Here is a 16,112-nt window from a genome sequence, read left to right as displayed (position 1 = left end):
ATCGGCTTATTCGCCTCCTAACCAACTGCCTCTGCGGTATGCTCCTTCCGATAACAAAATGGAGGAGCCCGCAGATAATGAACAGACTAATGAAAATAGCCGCGGCGATATTAATCGCCAGTCCTGCCCTCGCTGAAGAGCAACCCACTAACTTCAGCTATGAGGATGTATTCAATCTCGAGTATGCCAGCGACCCTCAGTTCAGTAACGACGGAAAGAGTATTTACTACGTCCGCAACTCCATGAACAAAATGGCGGACAACAAGCGGGCAAACCTATGGCGCATCAGTGCCGACGGCAAGGACCACCGCCCACTGACCTCAGGAGATTACGCTGATTATTCGCCGCGCCTATCCCCGGACGGTAAAACAATCGCCTTTATCAGTTCCCGCAGCGGTAGCCCCCAGATACACCTATTGTGGCTCGATAACGGTCAAAACCTGCAGATCTCCCACCTGCCAAAATCCCCTTCAAATATTCAGTGGTCAAGGGACGGCAAACAAATTGCCTTCACCATGTTTGTGCCAGAGAGCAAACCTCTGCCGGTTGAACTGCCCGGAGCGCCCGAGGGCGCCGAGTGGGCAAAATCACCCCAGTTTATCGACCGCAGTATTTATCGTGCGGACGGTATGGGTTATCTCAAGCAGGGGCACACCCAAATATTTGTCATCTCCCGTGAGGGCGGCACGCCGCGTCAGCTTACCAGCGGTGAGTTCGACCACAACAGTAGTCTCGCCTGGAGTAAAAACAACGACGCTATTTACTTTTCTGCAAACCGCCACCCCGATCACGAGATCGAACTGATGAACTCTGAAATTTATAGAGTAAATCTCAAGGATGGCGACATTGAGCAGATCACCGAAAGATTCGGGCCTGATCACCATCCGCAGATCTCCCCCGATGGTAAAAAGCTTGCCTACCTGGGATTTGAGGATCAACGGCTCGGGTACCAACAACACAGCATGCGCATCATCGATCTCGGCAGCGGCGAGTCCCGCAAAGTCCAAACCGCAAAAGACCGCAGTATCTCCAGCTACCACTGGCTAGGCGACAGTAAACGTATCGCTTACAGCTACGACGATCAGGGCTCCACAAAAATTGCCATTAAAAAAATTGGTGGCAGTGACACTGTAGTCGCCAGTGATGCTGGCGGTCTATCGCTGGGGAGACCCTACTCGGGCACTCACTTTGCCACATCCAAGCGCGGAGCTATTGCTTACACGCAAACCAATCCGCAACATCCGGCAGAGCTGGCTTTGGCCCACAATGGCAAAGTAAAAGCGCTGACCAGCCTCAATAACGATGTGATGCCGCTGCGCAATATGGCCCGCGTGGAGGAGATCAATTACAAGTCCAGTTTTGATGGCCGTGATATACAGGGCTGGGTCGCCTACCCGCCCAACTTCGACCCGAAGAAAAAATATCCCTTGCTGTTGGAAATTCATGGCGGGCCCTTCTCTAACTATGGCCCCCGGTTCGCCGCAGAGGTGCAACTTTTTGCTGCCGCAGGCTATGTGGTTCTCTATACAAACCCCCGAGGCTCCACCAGCTATGGGCATGAATTTGCCAATCTGATTCACCACAACTACCCGAGCCAGGATTACGACGATTTGATGGCCGGCGTGGATGCAGTCATCAACCAGGGTTTTATCGATGAGGAGCAACTGTTTGTTACCGGCGGCAGCGGGGGCGGCACCCTAACAGCCTGGATCATCGGCAAAACCGATCGATTCCGAGCTGCGGTCGTTGCCAAACCAGTAATCAACTGGGAAAGCTTCGTCTTGACTGCGGATTATTCCAGGTTCTTTACTAAGTACTGGTTCTCAGGCATGCCCTGGGAAAAACCGGAGGAATATCGCCGCCGTTCACCGCTGACTTATGTGGGCAATGTCACTACGCCAACCATGCTGCTTACCGGAGAGGAGGACTACCGCACACCGATGTCTGAAACAGAGCAGTTTTACCAGGCACTGAAGTTGAACGATGTGGAAGCTGCAATGGTGCGTATCCCAGGCGCCTCTCACAGTATTGCCGCGAGACCCAGCCAGATGATTGCTAAGGTAGCCTCTATCTTGTACTGGTTTGAACAGCACAAGCCAGATAGAGAAAATGCAAACGAGAACTTAGCAGGCAATTAGCCAGCACTCTTGAAACTAAAAGTGTGGGCTAAAAGCCCACACATATCCTCGTAATAGACTTGATACAGGACATAAAAAGATAAATCACAGCTTTCTTTCAGCCACCCCTGAGTCTACAATTCGGTTTCCCTCTGCATAAAGGCGGCATTTCCCAAAGACCTTATAACGCTGCCGAGATTTCTCACAAAGATTAAGTGCAGCATCATTTGCAGCTTCCTGATTAATATTCTCTTCAGAAAAACCTATAACAAAGGCCCCCCTAAAATCTAAGGCCAATGCCAAAGCTTTTTCCCCTGGCATATCCTGGTATTTAATAAGGTTTTCTCCCAAACCTTCTTTCACAGGCTTAGCGGATAAACGAGGGCTGCTAACATTTTCAATCTCCCTGCGCATTGAATCCAGACGACCCTCCCTTTCCAAACTGGAAAGCTGTACCATTAGAGGGCCAACAACCTGAGAAAAATATTCTCTATCACGACTAATATAAAGCTCATGAGCATACCACCATGCTATACCTGTGTGCCTTGGTGCACGCAAATAAGCCTGCTCCAGCATTTCAAAATAACTTTCTCGAGGATACCCTAATACCTGCATTGCAACTGCAAGTTCATACCAATAAACAGGCACATCATCATGGGAATTAATAAGCTTGATATACTCATCTCGTATATCAGCTACTACGGTTAAATTAATATTCTCAGCTTTCGACAGCTCTTCGACCAAACCAACACGAGCCTTAGCTTCAAGAAACCATTCCTGCTCGTGGTGATCAACAGGGATGGAGCTCAACCATTCTTTGGCTTGGAGGATATTTCCAGCATGAAGCTCAGCAAGTGCCATTGTAACAATTAGCTCATAGCTGCTATTCCCTTCCTTTTTAGCATACTCAATAAAATCTTTTAATTTAATGACATCCTGCCCCGAAAACGACATAAAACGTGCAATCTCTAATATCGCTTTATCTTTCTGGAGAGACTTTACCAATGGATTAACTTTAATCCCACTCTCTAGATCTAAAGGCCTATCAACATAACCAAAGCTACCCAACTTAGCCAAATGCAGATACTGAGATTCTAACTCTTCAAATGTCATACCCAACTCTTCCCACAGTGATCGAGCCGAATCTGGGTCTCTATCATACTCAACCAGATATTTATTAAGAGCTTTCCGTCTTTCCACATCAAAAAACAGCCAATGCGTCAACATCCAACCACTGGCATAGAGCTCTGTTCTATCTTTGAGGCTTAAAGACCCTTTTTTCGCATCAAGCAATTTATCTAGAGGCAATAAATTTGAAGCATTGAGGCCGACCACACGACTAGCAGGCATCCTTCCTAGCCTAAATTCCCCATCACTAAAACTAACTGTAGAAAATATTTCTGCAACACCCTCACTATACCAATAAGGAAGATTGAAAGAATCACGCCCATAAGACAAAAAGTGAATGTATTCATGAAACAAAGTTTGGCGCGCTGGGTTGTCCGGGTAAAACCTATTACCTGCCAAATTTACAATGGCAAAGCTACCGTAGAATGTATTTTGAAAAGCCCCAATAACACGCCGAGAATCATCCCCACTAAACAACCCTCTAAAACTAAGACTGTCATCAAGTGCGTAGATAGTTAACTTTTGTTGATCCGGCACAAACTTAAGATATTCCCTAGCGACAGGCCTAAGCATCTCAAGATCAATAGCCAATTCCTTTGCTTTCGTGGCATCATCATTCGTTACAATACGAAAATGCTCTGTCTCCACCTCATACCAATCTGAGTTAACCAACTTCTGAGACGAAGTGCATCCCCCGAGAAAAAAAGCAACAAAAAAAAGCACTGTATAAAAAAGTTTAAATAATAAAGAGCTGCTATATGTCTTGGCACTCATTTATACCTCCTAAAGACCTTATTCGAGTTAGGCGAAGCCTGAAAGTTACACAATAGACGACTGATAAAGTAGCAACCTCAAGAGATAAGCGCCTTCAATAAAATTGCAGAAACACCCCCACTTTAAACTTGGTACTTTTTGAGAGGAATGAAAACTGATAAAAGTCTTATTTTTGCCAATGAAGCATATGGATTTTATAGAGAGAAAAATAAGATGGGGCCTTATACTGAACTACTAACCTTTATTGACAAGAATGTCGGTGTCGATTCAATGGAAAACAGCCTGCGGTGAAACAGCAATAAGTTAATAAAGGGCTAATCTTTTCAGTGTCATCTGACTTACCAACTAGTGCCCTTAATTCACAACCGAATTACCCACCTTTTAATGGAGGTTTCCTGAAGTATGGGAAGACTCTTCGACTGGACTGACTTGCTCGTCAAAGCCATGTGACAATACAAAATAAAAAATTACCTGCATCTGCCCTTGAAATTCGGTAACCAAATCAAAATTGAATTCCCCTCGTTCACCAGGGTTCACTCGAACAGTGGATACATGCGCAGGTTCGATAAAGAATTCTGCTACGGGGCGCTTTCCTCGGATAACCTGAACGAGCAAGGTGCGGGCATCCTCCTCAGCAAAGCGCCAATAGTAGTCATCATCATCGTAAACTACTGAGTCTGTACTCCCGGCACGAAGGATACAGTTGGGATGTTCGGCCAACCAAGCCCAGAATTCTTTAAAGGGTATTGCCTGATGCATGCAATTTTAATCATCCAACTCAATGATGCTGTCAGCACCACCATCAAGATTGAATTCATCAGCAATTTGTTTGCACCACAGGTTAAGGCGCTGAGCAGTCAACTCTTCCTGTTGATCCTCATCGATAGCGAGGCCCATAAATTTGCCCTCACCTTCGACCTCCGCCTTGGAAGCTTCAAACTCATAGCCTTCAGTAGACCACAAACCGACAATGGTCGCTCCTCGCCCGACAATCACATCGTGCAACATGCCCATAGCGTCGAGGAAGTAATCGCCGTATCCGAACTGGTCGCCCAAACCGTAAAGGGCCACGGTCTTGCCGCTAAAGTCGATTTCCTGCACATCTTCCCAGAACTCCTCCCAATCGGACTGAATCTGGCCGAAATCCCAGGTGGGAATACCAAAAATCAGCTGCTCGTAGTTGGCGATATCCAGCTGAGTGACATCGGCAATATCAAACAGATCTACCCTATCCTCACCCAGGCGGGCGCGGATACGCAGGGCTATAGATTCAGTGTTGCCTTCGTCGCTGCCATAAAACAAGCCGATTTTGCTCACAGTCACTCCTCTCTGCCCTAACCGGGCCACACTAGACACCTATTTGCGGGGCGGCGTATTCTCCCAGCAATAGCGGAATGCAGCAAGCTGACTCTGAAAAGCAAAAGCAGGGGAAACAAAAAGGCCCCCTTGAACGGGGGCAAAGGGTTATGAACCTACCGGGCCTCTGGGGAAGGGCGCGCCCGGTGGATCGCACAAGGAGTCTATAGAAGGGTAATCAGGAGTCTGAAGAGCGGCGCTCAAGGCGGCCTTCGCGCCATTTCATTCGGCGCTCTTTGCGCTCAGCTTTTAGCTCTTCAAACTTGGCTTTCTGCTCATCGGTGAGAATCGCCTCAAATTGCTGGCGCATCTGGTGGTGACTCTGCATTTGCTGTACCTTCAGCCGACCCAGTTCGGCACCCAGCTGATCCACTGTAGCCTGGTCAGCACCTGACTCTATCGCAGTATGGATTTGCTTTCGCAGAGCATTCAGCTGTTCACGCTGGGCATTTCTCGCCTCACGGGTACCATCGCGGTTGGCTTTTAGCTGTGCCTTTTGTCCCTCGGTCAGCTGCAACTCACGGGCCATGTGCTCAAAGCCGCGCTTGTGGTGATCCCCACCCCCGCCAGACGCCATCGTCGCTGCGGGGAAAGCTAAAACACCCGCCAGGGCCAAACTGCTTACCGCCAGTTTCCAGTTCTTCATCATTCTGTCCTCTCGTTTGCATTCAGTGATTTCATAGTAAGTGTGGCCCGTGTAAACAGGGGCAAACCGGGGTAAACAATTGTTAAGAACGGTAAAAAGCCCACAGGGCTGCGATAACTAGCGCCAGTGCTTTGCATATAATGGCACCACAGCAACAGAGAGAACGCCATGAGCCGAATCCTCCTGATCGATGACGACACAGAATTGACCGACCTGCTGAGGGAGTTCCTCACCGGCGAAGGCTTTGAAGTAACAGCGGCCAATGATGGCGGCCGGGGGCTTGAGCTGGCACAGAGCCAAAACTTTGACGCCCTGGTACTGGATGTAATGCTTCCAGTACACAACGGTTTTGACGTGCTGCGTAAACTCCGCGAAGAGGCCTCCCCAACGAGTAGATCCCTGCCTGTCATCATGCTCACAGCCAAAGGCGATACCGTGGATCGCATTGTGGGCCTGGAAATGGGGGCCGATGACTACCTGCCCAAACCTTGTAATCCACGTGAGCTGGCCGCGCGCCTGCGCGCTATATTACGCCGTGGGCGGGTTGAAATAGAAGAAAATGACGACAACCTTAGCAGCGGTCAGTTGCGACTTTTACCAGCTGAACACCAGGCCTACTGGAGCGAACAGGCCCTATCCCTCACTGGTGCTGAATTCTCAGTACTCAAAGTGCTGGTGCAGCACGCCGGGGATGTGGTTGGTAAAGAGGTTCTGACCGAAAGTGCACTAGGGCGCAAGCTTATGCCCTACGATCGCTCAATCGACGTACATGTGAGCAATATCCGTAAGAAGCTCGCCGACAAAGGCGCCAGCCGCGATCTGATTATCAATATTCGCGGCGCTGGCTATATGCTCACCCAGGCCAAGCAGTAGGTAGTATCAAAATGCGCAGCCTCTTCTGGAAAATGTTTTTTGGCGCATGGATCACCGCCATGGTGATGGTGGTTGCCGCCATTTACATTACCCATTTTGGCGAGTTTGGCGACCCACGCCAGGAGGAGCGCTGGGAGGGGCCCGCACTATTTCGAGAAGTCATGCGCAATATGCGTATAGCCCGCCGCCATGGTCCTGAGCAGTTCCAGCACTGGCTGGAGCGAGCGCCTAAGAAAGTCCAACGCCGCGTCTACGCGGTGGACCACCTGGGCAACGATCTGCTTGGGCGCCAGGTTCCTACCGATATGAAGCCTCTGATCAACAGCCTGGATTACCGCAATCGCGAAGCGCACATGTTAGTGGACAATAAACCCACCGTGGGCTTCTTCCTGCCACTACGCACAGGGGACCCTCTACGCATCGCCCTGGTTGCCGGCGATAGCAAGGAAGGCCTTTTGCTGCGCTTCCTATGGCGCAATTTCTGGCCCATGCTGCTGCTTTCAATGATCGCTTCCGGAGTTGCCTGCTACTGGCTGGCCAGCTACTTGAGCCGCCCCCTTGAACAGCTCCGAACCGCCACCAGACGAGTCGCTGCCGGTGAGCTGGACTACAGGGTTGCTCCGAGTTTGCGCACCCGCAACGATGAACTGACAGACCTTGCCCTCGATTTTGACTCAATGACCGCACAACTGCAGGAGTCCATGTCCGAACAGCGCCGCCTGATCAAGGATGTTTCTCACGAGTTGCGCTCCCCCCTGGCTCGGCTCCAGGTAGCTTTGGCTATCGCCCGCCAAAAGCAGGTGGCAGGGCTTGACACCGAGCTGGACAAAATCGGCAAGGCTGCGGATTACCTGGAGGATATCATTGCCGATGTATTGTCCCTGCCAGTCAGTAGCCAGGAGCAGCGTCCACTGGATGATGTGGTCGAGTTGAACAGCCTGCTTTCGGCATTGATTGATGATCTGCACATAGAAGCTGAGGAAAAAAGCCTGAGCTTTGATGTGAGCACCACTGGCGAAGAGCTTTTAATCGCTACTCGCGGCAGCTCACTGACCGCAGCACTGGAGAATATTCTGCGTAATGCCATCAAATACAGCCCCTCAGGCGGCCTCGTACGAGTACTGGTAGAGGAGTCCGGAGAATCCTGTAGCATCTCTGTAATCGACTCTGGCTCAGGGGTCGAGGAGGATGAACTGGAGGCTATTTTCCGCCCCTTCTATCGAACGGACAGCGCACGCACCCGGGAGAGTGGTGGCTTTGGCCTGGGTCTGGCTATTGCCCAACGCACTCTGCTGCACCATGGAGGCAGTATCAGTGCGCGCAATAGCATTGGTGCCGGCCTGTGTGTCGAGATTCAGCTGCCACTTCTGCATATCACCGACGATTGAACGGCGCAAAAACTGCTATAAACAATCTATCGCCAGCACGGGCTGGCGATCATGACTATTTGACCGCCAATAGCAAAGGACCCTGCTATGCGCTGGATCATCTATATCCTCATATTCCTGGTATTGTTACTGCTCGCCGGATATCTGTTCCCTCGAGAGGTAAGCCTTGAGCGGAGCGTCTATATCGATAAGCCTCCCCAGGCCGTCTTTCCCTACGTCAATAATTTTCGCAAATTCAATAGCTGGTCCCCTTGGCGCAATATAGACCCATCTATGCAATACGATTACAGCGGACCTGAAGAGGGCGTGGGCGCGGAAATGAGTTGGCGTGGCGAGAACTCGAAGGCAGGCAGCGGCAGCCAGACTATCACCGCCAGCACGCCAAATTCTATGGTCCGCACCAAACTGGCTTTCGGTGATGGTAGCACTGCGGAGGCGGAGTTTAAGCTCCAACCCGAGGGTGAAGGCACCAAGATAACCTGGGCCTTTATGAGCGATACAGGAGGCGGCCCCAGGGAACGCTGGATGGGCCTGGCTGTGAAAAAAATGGTAGGTGAGTCCTACGAACACGGACTGTCAAAACTTAAGAATTTGTTGGAATCCAGTACTGATGCAATTGAGGGTCCGACGCCCGGCGGAGCAGACCAGGGGAGCAGCAATACTACAGACTCCGTCTCAGATATTCCCTCGGATGTTGATGATGCTATGGGGGGAGGCCCGCAGGGTGTTCAATCGGAAATGCAAAACCAACAGCAGGAGGAAGCTGGGGAAACACCGGAGAATGAACCCCAATCACCATAGACCGCGCTACCAGCCTCATTACTATTTTCAATAAAAAAGCCCGCTAATGGCGGGCTTTTTTATTGGGGCTTACCTGGACTTGTTGCGGCGCTGCGCCGGCACCGGCGACTTGCGTAGCTTTCGGCGCTGGCGCTCAAGAGTCTGTTTTTCTCCCTGTGTGAGCGGTCTCTGACCAAGTTTTGGCAGACCCGCAGTAACACACAGATCATCAATTTCGCGGGGCTCCATCTCAATCCACTGGCCCACACGTACATGGGAGGGGATAAATACACTACCGTAGCGAACTCTCTTGAGGCGGCTCACTCGCACACCCTGCGATTCCCACAAACGCCGCACTTCACGGTTGCGCCCCTCCATTACCACGCAATAGAACCAGCGGTTCCTACCCTCACCGCCGCTCTCGACGATATCAGTAAAGCGCGCAGAGCCATCATCCAGCAATACCCCTTTGACCAAGCGCCTTTTCATCTCATCGTCCACTTCGCCCTGGATTCGTACCAGATATTCGCGATCGATCACCGAGGAGGGATGCATCAATTTGTTGGCCAGCTCACCACTGTTGGTAAACAATAGGAGTCCACTGGTATTAAAATCCAGGCGCCCCACAGAAATCCAACGGCCCGTCTTCAACCTTGGTAATCGATCGTAAACTGTCGGGCGCCCTTCGGGATCGTGGCGTGAGCAAATCTCACCGACCGGCTTGTTGTACAGAATGACGCGGCAGCGATTCTCCTCGGTCGATGGCAGTCGCTGACCATCAAATTCAATGCGGTCCTGATCGGTAACCCGCTCACCTAGCTCCGCCACTTTTCCATTGATTGTCACGCGGCCAGCATCGATCGCGCGCTCCATCTCTCGCCGTGAACCAAGGCCACTGCGTGCCAATACTTTCTGCAATTTTTCGCCTGCTGGCGAGGTGCCATCACTCATGGGGTGGTGTTTTCCACTTGCACTACATCCTGGGAATCATCATCGACATCAGCATTTCCTTCGGCCCTATCTTCCAGTCCGACTTCGCTCGCTGTGTCGTTATCACCAAACAGGCTACTAGGCGGCAGGGTCGCCGCTATCGGGGCTGTGCTATGCGCCTCCGCTACCAGTTCAGTCTCTCTATTATCGTCTTGGGGGGCGGCTTCAGTATCACCTGTGTCAACGGCACCCAAATTCTCTAATACCGTTTCTTCCTGCTCCCGCTCAATCTCCATCGCAACCAGCGATGCCGCAGCCTCAACCGCATCATCCCGATCGCCCTCATCTAATTTCTCATCAATTTTCTCTCGCTCCACTGGCGACACAGGCTCAACTTCTTCAGCAGGCTGGTCTTCTGACTGCGCTACAATTTCCTCTACCAGCGCTTCAACCCGCACATCTCCATCAATATCATCAGGCTCGTTATCAATATCGCCCACTGACTCTTCAGCCGCAATATCAACAACTTCTTCTTCAGAACCCTCCTGGACCTCCGACTCTCCACTTTCTGCAGAAACCTCACCGCTGATTTGCGACACCTCAATATCTGCACTATCAGTCTCTGCCGCAGTAATCTCCTCTGGGGACAACCCCTCTGCTTCAAGGATCTTGTTGAGACTCTCTATATCGCGAATCTCAGCCAGGGTTGGCAAATTATCTAGGGAGCTTAGATTAAAGTAATCCAGAAATTCCCGCGTGGTCGCATACAGCGATGGTTTGCCAGGCACATCACGATGGCCAACTACTTTGACCCAACCGCGCTCAAGCAGGGTTTTAACAATCTGCGAACTCACTGCTACACCGCGAATCTCCTCGATATCTCCGCGGGTTACCGGCTGGCGATAGGCGATGATTGCCAGGGTTTCCAAAGTTGCGCGGGAATACCTCTGCGCTTTTTCCTCCCAAAGGCGGTTTACCCAGGGCGCCAAATCTTCAGGCACCTGGAAACGCCAGCCCGTGGCCACCTTCCTGAGTTCAAAGCCGCGCCCAATACAATCCTGCGCTATCTCCTCAAGGATATCTCTCAAGGTTGTATTGGAGGGCTGCTCCTCTTCTTCAAGCAGCGACAATAACTTTTCTTCACTCAGAGGCTGCCCTGCCGCAAGCAGGGCGCCCTCTACAATTCTGCGCAGTAATTCCGGAGCGATTGTCATCTTCTATTTTCTAACTCTGATGCTTTCTCGGCAATTCATCCGGCACGTCCCACTTTTACGCACCAGCTAACTCTTCGCTTGGCTGCCCATTCTGCTCTACTGCCGACTGCTCATCCTCAGCAGTCAGTGTGTCATTACCCTCCAGCTCACTCTCAATTGGCAGTAATTCACCACTTGGTGCTTCAGCTGGCTGAGCATCGTCGTCTCCTTCCAAGCTACTTTCAGGACCCGAGAGGTACTCGTCATGACTATCAACACTTCCGGAGCCACTCTGCCCGGCTGCCCGTACATGGATCGGGCCGAAGGCCTCGTTTTGTACCAGTTCCGCCAGGGACTCTTTCACCAACTCCATCACTGCAAGGAAAGTAACCACCACACCAAGGCGCCCCTCCTTCACGGTAAACAGGCTCACAAAAGGCACAAATTGGCCGTGGCGAATCTGATCCAGTACCTGGGTCATACGTTCACGGGTAGAGAGCTTCTCCCGTTCGACCTGGTGGCTCTCAAACATATCCGCACGACGCAATACATCTGCCAGAGCAACCAATACCTCTTTGAGATCCACATCCGGATCGGGTCGGGTGATACTGCGATCGGGGCCTTCAGCGCTGGCTTGGTGAATATCTCGCCCCATACGTGGAATCTCGTCGAGATCCTCCGCCGCAGTCTTAAAACGCTCATATTCCTGCAAGCGGCGGATCAATGCGGCCCGAGGGTCTTCACCCTCCTCTTCCTCAGCTTCCGGCGGGCGCGGCAGTAACATTCTCGACTTGATCTCTGCGAGCATGGCTGCCATCACCAGGTACTCGGCTGCAAGCTCAAAACGTATCGACGTCATCATTTCCACGTAGGCCATATACTGGCGGGTGATGTCTGATACATTAATTTCAAGAATATCCAGGTTCTGGCGACGAATCAGGTATAGAAGCAGATCCAGGGGCCCCTCAAAGGCTTCCAAAATCACTTCCAAAGCATCTGGCGGAATAAACAGGTCTGGTGGCAGGTCAGTAAAAGCCTCGCCTAATACCAGTGCCACAGGCGCATCTTCCGAATGACCTGGCGTATCTACACTCTCAGGGGGAGCTTCGGTAGAGTCGCCTTCACTCGCCGCGACCTCGGCAAGCACCTGCTCCTCCACCTCGGCTAGTAATTCTTCACTGGACACCCTGCCCCACCCTCGAAAGCGCAAACGCGCGATTATACACTAGCGTGACACTATTCAGCCCAGAATTTCATCAGCCGTTCCGCAACCCTGGCGAATCAGCTCCGGCTCTTCGCCGGTAAGATCTACAACAGTGGTTGGCTCCATACCACAGAACCCCCCATCAATCACCAGCTCGACCTGATGCTCAAGGGTATCGCGAATATCGTAGGGGTCGGTCAGGGGCTGCTCATCACCTGGCATGATCAGGCTGCAACTCATCAGGGGCTCACCCACTGTTTCAATCAGGGCGAGAGTTATTGCATTGTCGGGTACACGGATACCAATAGTCTTACGCTTCGGGTGAATAAGACGACGTGGCACTTCTGCGGTAGCCGGCATAATAAATGTATAGGGGCCAGGTGTATGATTCTTGAGTAGGCGGAACATCTGATTATCTACCTTGGCATAGGTAGCCAGCTCCGATAGATCCCGACACATTAGAGTGAAATTATGCTGTTTATCCAGCTGTCTCAATGCGCGAATGCGCTCAACGGCCAACTTTTCTCCAAGGCGGCAGCCAATGGCATAGGCAGAATCTGTGGGGTAGACGATAACCCCTCCTGCATTCACGATATCAGCAGCCTGAGAAATCAGGCGCCCTTGAGGATTATCCGGATGAATCTGAAAAAACTGCGCCACAAAAGCCCCCCAAGCCTTTAATGAATTGAAACCTCTTTGCGGACCTTGACTGACCCGCAAGGGATCTCGGTTCGACAGCATCTACAAAACATACGTAAAAAGTACGCTTGGCTAGGCTGTCATGGCATGACCGGGTCGATCCCGGTGCAGAGTGTGCCACAGATTCCATACCGGCTCGACGTCTTCTGGTAGACGCACGCAACCCAATTCCCGCCAGGGCTGGTCTGGCTGGTGAAAATCACTTCCCAGGGAACAGCGCAATTGCGGACCGTTAAGTTCAGTTGTGACCGAAGACATAAGACTCCGCAATTCCTTAGTCTGGGTAGGATTTTGGCGGCCGCACAGCAACTCTATCGCATCGCCCCCGCAGCGCGAAAACTCGCCAAGTAACCGGACCAACTGGGTGCGGGTAAACCCATACTTAAGTGGGTGTGCCAATACAGCACTGCCACCAGCCGCATGAATTGTCTCTATGGTCTCCACCATTTGGGGCCACTCGACCTTCACATCACCTACCTTACCTGCGCCTAAATAACGCTTAAAAGCCCGCGCTGTATCCTCTACATGACCCGCTTCTACTAACCATCGGGCAAAATGCGGTCTGCCCAATACAGATTCCCCTGCAACAGCACGCCCACCCTCTAGAGCACCGATGAAGCCGCGCTTGTGCAGTCGCTCAGCAATACGCTCGGCACGCTCCAGGCGAAGCCCTTCGCGCAAGCTTATGGCATTACGCAGCTCCTGCGACGTCAGATCAACATTGAGACCAACAATGTGAATCGAGCGACGCCCCCAAAGGCTGGAGAATTCAATCCCTGCCAGCACAGTGATGCCCAATTGGTCACCAGCTTCCTGTGCCTGTGCTACTCCATCCACTGTATCGTGGTCCGTGAGTGCCATCAGTGTCACACCTTGGCATTTCGCCCTCGACACCAGCTGTGCAGGACTTAAAATACCGTCAGAAGCGGTACTGTGACAGTGCAGATCGACAAGATCGGTATTCAGATCAGCAGACAGGGCTCTCAATAGTGGGCTCTCACTCAGTTTGGCGACAGTGATCGTCGCAGTATCCATTATTTTGGAACAATTACCCGGTAATGCTGTCACAGCGGCACCCGGCGTTTTCAGGGATAAGGCCCGGACCAATGGTCAGCCTAGGTGACCTCGGGGCCGGAGTCTGACAGCAGTATTGTCAGTGGGGAAGAAATTGTTTTGGAGGGACTATAGAGATATCGCCTCCAGACTGATTTCCTGCGGGCATTATCACCGGAATAGAGTATGACCGAAACGAATTCGACCACAACATCTCCCGAGAAACCTAAAAAGGAAGGGTTTCTCAGCAATATCACCTTCAATGTCATCATTCCGACATTGATACTGACCAAACTTTCCGGGGATGACTGGTTGGGCCCAACTTGGGCGTTAATCGTGGCCCTGGCCTTCCCGCTGGGATACGGTCTTCGCGACCTGCTGCGCCTGGGCAAGGTCAACTTCTTCTCGGCCCTCGGGTTTATAGGCATCCTTCTCACCGGCGGTATCAGCTTGCTAAAGCTGGACCCGCAATACATTGCGATCAAGGAAGCCGCGATCCCCGGCCTGCTGGGCGTTGCAACGGCTCTATCCGTTTATACCCGCTGGCCCCTGGTCAAAACCCTCCTCTACAACGATCAAATTCTGAATACGGCAAAAATTGCCCAGTCATTACAGGCAAATGGCAACCAGCCGGCCTTTGAGCGCACTTTGCGCCAGACTTCATGGATTGTTGCCGGGTCATTCTTTTTCTCCTCGGCGCTGAACTACATTCTCGCCAAAATGATCGTCACCAGCCCACCCGGCACCGAAGCCTACAACACCGAGCTGGGTGAAATGACGGCATATGGATATCTGGTTATTGCAATCCCATCAACCCTGATCTTAATGGGCGCCCTCTTTTTCCTTTTCTCCCGCATCGGCAAGCTGACCGGGTTGAAACTGGAAGAAGTGATGGTCGCGCAATAGCACTTTAAAGAACTAACAAGAGCATTAAATACAATGTGGTACGCAATCATCAGTGAAGATGTTAGCGATAGTCTCCCTTTGCGCAAAAAAGCGCGCGCTGATCACCTGGCTAGACTCGGCCGCCTGAAAGATGAAGGCCGCCTGCTCGCCGCCGGCCCCCATCCATCCATAGACAGTGAAGAGCCAGGTGAATCAGGCTTCAGTGGCAGCCTCGTTATTGCAGAGTTTCCCTCGCTGGAGGATGCAAAAGCCTGGGCTGACAGAGACCCCTATATCGAAGCAGGGGTCTACGCATCAATAAACGTCAAACCCTTCAAGTTAGTGCTGCCCTGATAACAACATAAAAATAGAAGCTGTATGACCATGAGAAAACTAATGTCGGGCCTGCTTGCTGCGGCACTATTAAATGTGGTTCCAGCCTTAGTAAGCGCTGAAACCCGCTATATCACCGACCAACTTCACGTACCCATGCGTTCCGGCAAGGGTAACGGGTTTCGCATTCTCCACCGGGGGCTGCCAAGTGGCACCGAGCTTACGGTCCTGGAGGACGCTGCATCTGAAGGCTGGACACGAGTGCGGACACCGGGCGGCACTGAAGGCTGGGTCAGGCGCCAATACCTGGTATCCGAACCGGTAGCAAAGCTCAAACTGGCCAGCGCCGAAGCCAACCTGGCCCGCTTTGAAAAGATGGAGGGAAATCTCGGTGGCGAGGTCCGCCGCCTGGAAGAGGAGAACAGCCGGTTGAATAGTTCCCTGAGCGCGGCCCAGCAACAGACACAAAACCTTACTACTGAACTCAAAGCACTCAAGACCCTGTCCTCGGACGCTATATCCCTCAATGAGCGTCACCAGAAACTTCTGCACCAGCACGAGCTACTCAAGCAGGAAAAAATTATGGCAGAGGCCGAGATCCAACGTCTTTCCGGCAGTGAATCCCAGAGATGGTATTTGTTTGGTGCCTTATCTGTGGCAGTCGGTGCCATACTCGCAATGATTGCCCCCCGCGTTCGCCCCCGCAAACGCCACTCCGAGTGGGCCAACTGATCTCACTTCCGGGCAAAGAAA

The 16,112-nt window shown here is 51.8% G+C and carries 16 protein-coding genes and 1 pseudogene; 8 read left to right on the top strand and 9 right to left on the bottom strand.

The features are described from left to right. The first annotated feature begins 77 nt into the window (after window positions 1–77). The gene (locus ABWV76_RS15560) at window positions 78–2,138 is read left to right on the top strand and encodes a S9 family peptidase (protein WP_353376526.1); all 2,061 of its coding nucleotides are present in this window, start codon (window positions 78–80) and stop codon (window positions 2,136–2,138) included. 84 nt (window positions 2,139–2,222) lie between these two features. On the opposite strand, the gene ABWV76_RS15555 is transcribed toward ABWV76_RS15560, so the two are convergent. After that, window positions 2,223–4,019 (bottom strand): hypothetical protein, encoded by a 1,797-nt coding sequence (locus tag ABWV76_RS15555; RefSeq protein WP_353376525.1) that lies wholly within the window; start codon window positions 4,017–4,019, stop codon window positions 2,223–2,225. Between the two features lie 147 nt (window positions 4,020–4,166). Between ABWV76_RS15555 and ABWV76_RS15550 the strand changes: the two genes are divergently transcribed. Then, a complete protein-coding gene (locus ABWV76_RS15550) occupies window positions 4,167–4,310 on the top strand; it encodes a hypothetical protein (RefSeq protein ID WP_353376524.1) in 144 nt (47 codons plus the stop codon). Between the two features lie 90 nt (window positions 4,311–4,400). Here the strand turns inward: ABWV76_RS15550 and ABWV76_RS15545 are convergent, their stop codons facing one another. The 3 genes from ABWV76_RS15545 to ABWV76_RS15535 all read right to left on the bottom strand — a co-directional run bounded on the left by ABWV76_RS15545 (window position 4,401) and on the right by ABWV76_RS15535 (window position 6,024). Next, a complete protein-coding gene (locus ABWV76_RS15545; RefSeq protein ID WP_353376523.1) occupies window positions 4,401–4,778 on the bottom strand; it encodes a hypothetical protein in 378 nt (125 codons plus the stop codon). A 6-nt stretch (window positions 4,779–4,784) separates the two neighbouring features. Then, window positions 4,785–5,336, bottom strand: a complete 552-nt coding sequence (locus tag ABWV76_RS15540) for a flavodoxin (protein WP_020413538.1) — start codon at window positions 5,334–5,336, stop codon at window positions 4,785–4,787. A 217-nt stretch (window positions 5,337–5,553) separates the two neighbouring features. Next, window positions 5,554–6,024 carry a Spy/CpxP family protein refolding chaperone gene (locus ABWV76_RS15535; protein WP_353376522.1) on the bottom strand — a complete coding sequence of 157 codons (471 nt, stop codon included), beginning with the start codon at window positions 6,022–6,024 and terminating at the stop codon, window positions 5,554–5,556. Between the two features lie 165 nt (window positions 6,025–6,189). Here ABWV76_RS15535 and ABWV76_RS15530 point away from each other — a divergent pair, with 165 nt between their 5' ends. The 3 genes from ABWV76_RS15530 to ABWV76_RS15520 all read left to right on the top strand — a co-directional run bounded on the left by ABWV76_RS15530 (window position 6,190) and on the right by ABWV76_RS15520 (window position 9,083). Continuing rightward, a complete protein-coding gene (locus ABWV76_RS15530) occupies window positions 6,190–6,894 on the top strand; it encodes a response regulator (RefSeq protein ID WP_353376521.1) in 705 nt (234 codons plus the stop codon). Between the two features lie 11 nt (window positions 6,895–6,905). Further along, entirely contained in the window at window positions 6,906–8,282 is a 1,377-nt protein-coding gene (locus ABWV76_RS15525; protein ID WP_353376520.1) for an ATP-binding protein, read from the top strand. An 87-nt stretch (window positions 8,283–8,369) separates the two neighbouring features. Further along, the gene (locus ABWV76_RS15520; RefSeq protein ID WP_020413544.1) at window positions 8,370–9,083 is read left to right on the top strand and encodes an SRPBCC family protein; all 714 of its coding nucleotides are present in this window, start codon (window positions 8,370–8,372) and stop codon (window positions 9,081–9,083) included. A gap of 69 nt (window positions 9,084–9,152) precedes the next feature. Here the strand turns inward: ABWV76_RS15520 and rluB are convergent, their stop codons facing one another. The 5 genes and pseudogenes from rluB to ABWV76_RS15495 all read right to left on the bottom strand — a co-directional run bounded on the left by rluB (window position 9,153) and on the right by ABWV76_RS15495 (window position 14,156). Continuing rightward, window positions 9,153–10,013, bottom strand: coding sequence for a 23S rRNA pseudouridine(2605) synthase RluB (gene rluB, locus ABWV76_RS15515; protein WP_020413545.1), 861 nt, complete (start codon window positions 10,011–10,013; stop codon window positions 9,153–9,155). After that, window positions 10,010–11,206, bottom strand: coding sequence for an SMC-Scp complex subunit ScpB (scpB, locus tag ABWV76_RS15510; RefSeq protein WP_353376519.1), 1,197 nt, complete (start codon window positions 11,204–11,206; stop codon window positions 10,010–10,012). Before scpB ends, rluB begins: the two co-directional genes overlap by 4 nt. Window positions 11,207–11,477: 271 nt before the next feature. Continuing rightward, window positions 11,478–12,242, bottom strand: a pseudogene (locus tag ABWV76_RS15505) (segregation and condensation protein A); the annotation flags it as partial. Window positions 12,243–12,425: 183 nt separating this feature from the next. After that, window positions 12,426–13,049: an L-threonylcarbamoyladenylate synthase gene (locus ABWV76_RS15500; protein WP_020413548.1), complete on the bottom strand. Its 624-nt coding sequence runs from the start codon at window positions 13,047–13,049 to the stop codon at window positions 12,426–12,428. A gap of 111 nt (window positions 13,050–13,160) precedes the next feature. After that, window positions 13,161–14,156: a PHP domain-containing protein gene (locus ABWV76_RS15495; RefSeq protein ID WP_353376518.1), complete on the bottom strand. Its 996-nt coding sequence runs from the start codon at window positions 14,154–14,156 to the stop codon at window positions 13,161–13,163. Between the two features lie 171 nt (window positions 14,157–14,327). Between ABWV76_RS15495 and ABWV76_RS15490 the strand changes: the two genes are divergently transcribed. The 3 genes from ABWV76_RS15490 to ABWV76_RS15480 are packed head-to-tail and all read left to right on the top strand — an operon-like array spanning window position 14,328 to window position 16,091. Continuing rightward, on the top strand, window positions 14,328–15,047 hold the full coding sequence (locus tag ABWV76_RS15490; RefSeq protein WP_020413550.1) for a VC0807 family protein: 720 nt from the start codon (window positions 14,328–14,330) through the stop codon (window positions 15,045–15,047). Between the two features lie 33 nt (window positions 15,048–15,080). Then, window positions 15,081–15,380 (top strand): YciI family protein, encoded by a 300-nt coding sequence (locus ABWV76_RS15485; protein WP_353376517.1) that lies wholly within the window; start codon window positions 15,081–15,083, stop codon window positions 15,378–15,380. Window positions 15,381–15,404: 24 nt separating this feature from the next. Then, window positions 15,405–16,091, top strand: a complete 687-nt coding sequence (locus ABWV76_RS15480; protein WP_353376516.1) for a TIGR04211 family SH3 domain-containing protein — start codon at window positions 15,405–15,407, stop codon at window positions 16,089–16,091. Window positions 16,092–16,112 lie beyond the last annotated feature (21 nt).

It is taken from the genome of Microbulbifer sp. NBRC 101763 (assembly GCF_040371615.1).
In the GTDB taxonomy this organism is placed as follows: domain Bacteria; phylum Pseudomonadota; class Gammaproteobacteria; order Pseudomonadales; family Cellvibrionaceae; genus Microbulbifer; species Microbulbifer variabilis.
This window is presented reverse-complemented; position numbering and strand designations above follow the sequence as displayed.